Source organism: Bacteroides sp. AF39-11AC (assembly GCF_003474285.1).
Classification (GTDB): domain Bacteria; phylum Bacteroidota; class Bacteroidia; order Bacteroidales; family Bacteroidaceae; genus Bacteroides.
Map to the genome: position 1 here is coordinate 1 of NZ_QROH01000024.1, position 3,931 is coordinate 3,931.

Consider the following 3,931-nt stretch of genomic DNA (forward strand, 5'->3'; position numbering starts at 1 on the left):
GGTATAATAACTTGCCCGATAAACTTCATACCTTTCCATAATGAAACTTCGATCGCAGGATTCAAGTTAAAAAGTACTTGATATATCTGTGTTATGACCAAGTTTTTCAATTTCAGTTCTGGATATACCACAATATCAACCTTAAACAAAGAACTATTTTTTCTCTTTTTTTTTCTAATTTGCTTCCAGCTATCACCCAGATCGTAACTAACGTCCCAATCCCTACGACTTGCTTCAAGGATACTATCACCTGTCATTGGTTCATAGTAAAGAGATATTTGAGGTATATTATTATCTAAAACGATTACCCTGCATGGCTTTTTATCCGGTAAACCCATCTTTTGAATGACATCTACAGCTTTGCTAATGCCTACTCCGTTTAGACGATATGCAGAATTTTGCAGTACGTATACACGTTCCTTGCCGTCTTCCGTCCACCCAACATTTTCAAATCCCATCTCTACTAAAGTATTGACCGTACTTTCTCCTGTTTGGCAAAACCCTTTTAACGGAAGCAAACAGAATAAAAAGAACGCCGCACATTGTGCTATTGTTTTAGTAGTTAGACACTTTCTCATGTTAGAGTTTCTATACCTCATCTTTATTATTCATTTTTTGCATCTTTCACGACGCAAAATATGGTGCAAAAATAGACACAATTTTAATAATACCAAAGAATTTTACATGAAAAAATAAAATAATGTAGCATTTTCTGCATAAATCTTTTCCTGAAGGTTGTATTCCTTATCAGTGAGCTTATGATGCATGATTAAGAGGTTACTAAATGACTAGTAAATACGATATTTAAGCGAGAAATATAACCATAAAAGTAATTCTAGTTATATACGTATTTTGTAGAAAACGAATTATTATTTGCCTGAAATAAGTTTAGTGGAGCTATAATGTCAAATTGTCGTTTTGTATTTTCTACAACAATATCCTTGGCTTGTTTGCAAATAATCGAGGGGATGATAGAGAAAAATGAACTCTCATGGAATATATGTGGCTTTAAAAGATTTAATTATTTCTTTATTGTGTTGTATTTGATAGGTATTTATTGTCAGACTTTTCTTTTTGATTTTGTTATTGTGTTTTTATGGATAAAATGATACTTTCTAAAGTAACCTATTTTGTGATGAGAAAGAAGTGGATATTGTTAAATAACATGTTTAAATCATTCATTGTAGCATAAAATAGCTTTCATTTTAGGTGAGATTAACTTCTTGTCGACAAGAAGTTAACTCTTTGTTAGTAAGAAATCAACCTTTAGTCGTCAGGAAGTTAACTCTTTGTTTACAAAGGAATGCTTTTTATATGCGTTTTTTAGTGAAAAAGATAGGGGATATGCGCATATTTATGCTGTTTGTAGTGGTGGTTCTCATTTTTTAGTTAATACTTCAAGGATTTGTGTGTAGGTGAATTAGTTGGTATCTTAACAAAATGATCGCTTTTTGGGGTGATGTGTTACGTTATGTTAGGTATGAGATCGATTGCTTTTTTCTTACTTTCATCCACTAATTTAGCATAAATCTGTGTGGTTTGTATATTGGTATGTCCCAGCAGTTTAGAAACAGTATATAAGTCAACTCCCAACGTTAGTAACATGGTTGCATGTGTATGGCGGGCTGTATGAAATGTGATATGCTTTTTGATGCCTGCTTGTTCTGCCCATCTGGGTAAAATCTCATTGGTTCTTCCCAAAGTTATCAATTTCTTAAAGATCTTGTCATTCTCCTTAGCTTCTTCCCGTTTGGGTAAGTGTTTTACGGCCTCCTTACTTAGAGGTAAAGAAATGGCTTCTTTGGTCTTTTTCTGAATAATGTGTAACCATGAGTTCCCGTTTTCATCTGTTTCTATATCTCGCCATGTGAGTGCTATGATGTCGGAATGTCTCAGGCCACAAAAACAACTGAAGAGAAAAGCTTTTCTTACTAATTCATTATAGAAAGGAGTTTGTGCCAATTTCTTCAATTCATCCATGGTGAGGTATTCTCTTTCTGTATGGTTTCTATGAGGCTTTTCTTCATTCTGGATTTTGTTCATAGGATTGGCTGGCAGTAATTCTTCGGTTACTGCATAGTTTATGCAATACCGTAGCATTTTATAATAATATACTTGAGTATTGGCATGGAGCGATTTCTCTTTTTTGCTGTGAGCTTGTTTGGCTATTTTGAGATAATTCAAAAATCCCAAGATATATTCTTTGTTGATTCGGCTAAGTTGGATATTATTGGGATCATAACGTTTAAGGTGATAGATGACAGCATGCAAAGTAGTCCGACGTACTTTACCCTCAGATTTCTTTCCTGCTATCGCCTGTATATAATCGATTAATTTTATATTAGAGGTCTTATTGAATTTAAAGCCGTGACTTTGATTTTGCAATTCAATAATACGTTGGGCTTTAATGGTGTTTGCTAACTTTAATGTCTCATTATTGCGAACCCTGTCCGACTTACTATTCTCCGGTATGATATATAATTTCAGAAATTCATATTTCCGCCTTCCTTCCATATATATATCGAGGTATATTGACTTACTCCCGTTAGTCAAGTGTTTTACCCTTATTTTAATTGGCTCTTTTATTTTTAGATCTTCTTTCATATTATCTTAGAATATTTCTAATAAAAAAAGTTACATTTTTATTCTAATAGTAACAAATAGGTAACAAAAAAGAGTTCCAATTGATTTAGTATTTGGAGTTTATTCCGTTCTGTTGCCTCTTTTTATATTTAAATTATTGAATATTAGAAAAATAAACAAGAATTCCATTATTAATAATACAGTATAAATAGTAACAAATAAGCAACAAATATATAATATTAATGTATGAAAAAGAAACAATATAGACGAGTAATTAGATTGCTTATTATTATGTAATGTACTAAATAAGAGCTATATGTGTGAATTGTTTACTCAATATACATATTGTGATGATTTCCGGATAAAAAGCCATGTAGAATAATAGTTTTGGACAATAATGTACCTCAAATTTCTCTTTACTATGAACCGGCAATCGGTGATAGTGTTCCTGAAACAAGCCGCAGGGATTGGGACGTTAGTTACGACCTGGGTGATAGCTGGAAGCAAATCAAGAAGGAAAAGAGAAAAAATAGTTCTTTGTTTAAGGTGGACATTGTAGTATACCCAGAACTGAAACTAAGAAATTTAGTCATAACGCAGATATATCAAGTACTTTTTAACTTGAATCCTGCAATCGAAGTTTCATTATGGAAAGGTATGAAGTTTATCGGGCAAGTTATTATACCTGTGTACAACGAATATGGAAGTTCCTACGAACAAGTGCGTCAGGGCTACATAGCCTTATCGCAATCAGTCAGGCTTCCCTATAATATCTTTCTGACGGCAACGATTGGAACATTCAATAATTACCGTTGGGGAGGAACTTTGGATGCAAAGTATATTTTTAAAGATGAACGGTTTTCTGTAGATGGACGTATTGGTTATACCGGACGCTCGCGCTTTGAAGACTGGCGTTGGAAAGTAAGTCCCTTGAAACGTTTTACATGGAATATAGGGGGGAGCTTTTATTGGCCAGAGTATAATACATCGTTCTCTTTGAAGGTTGAGCAATACCTGCTAAGTGAAAAAGGAATTCGTTTTGATATGGTACGTAACTTTAGATATGTTTCTATTGGTTTTTACGGCATGAAAGTACAAAACGCAGGAAATAAAGGATATAATGGTGGCTTCCGCTTTCAGATAGCATTGCCGCCATATAAATATAAAAGAAGAGGGTATATACCCAGGGTAATGCCTTCTGAATATTTTGGAATGTCGTATAATGCGGGTAATGAACAATATTATGGACGTTCATTCAATCCGTGTGTAGACGACAATATGGCAACAGAAAATAGTTTTAACCCATATTTTATTAAATCAGAATTATTAAATTTTTAATTTTTTATTG

At 33.3% G+C, this 3,931-nt stretch carries 2 protein-coding genes and 1 pseudogene; 1 reads left to right on the forward strand and 2 read right to left on the reverse strand.

All coding sequences use genetic code 11. The features are described from left to right. Both DW036_RS25190 and DW036_RS25195 read right to left on the reverse strand, forming a co-directional pair. Positions 1-599: pseudogene (locus DW036_RS25190) on the reverse strand (hypothetical protein); the annotation flags it as partial. 865 nt (positions 600-1,464) lie between these two features. After that, positions 1,465-2,604 (reverse strand): site-specific integrase, encoded by a 1,140-nt coding sequence (locus DW036_RS25195; RefSeq protein ID WP_118466727.1) that lies wholly within the window; start codon positions 2,602-2,604, stop codon positions 1,465-1,467. Positions 2,605-2,961: 357 nt separating this feature from the next. Between DW036_RS25195 and DW036_RS25200 the strand changes: the two genes are divergently transcribed. Beyond that, a complete protein-coding gene (locus DW036_RS25200) occupies positions 2,962-3,921 on the forward strand; it encodes a hypothetical protein (RefSeq protein ID WP_369906913.1) in 960 nt (319 codons plus the stop codon). Positions 3,922-3,931: the final 10 nt, after the last annotated feature.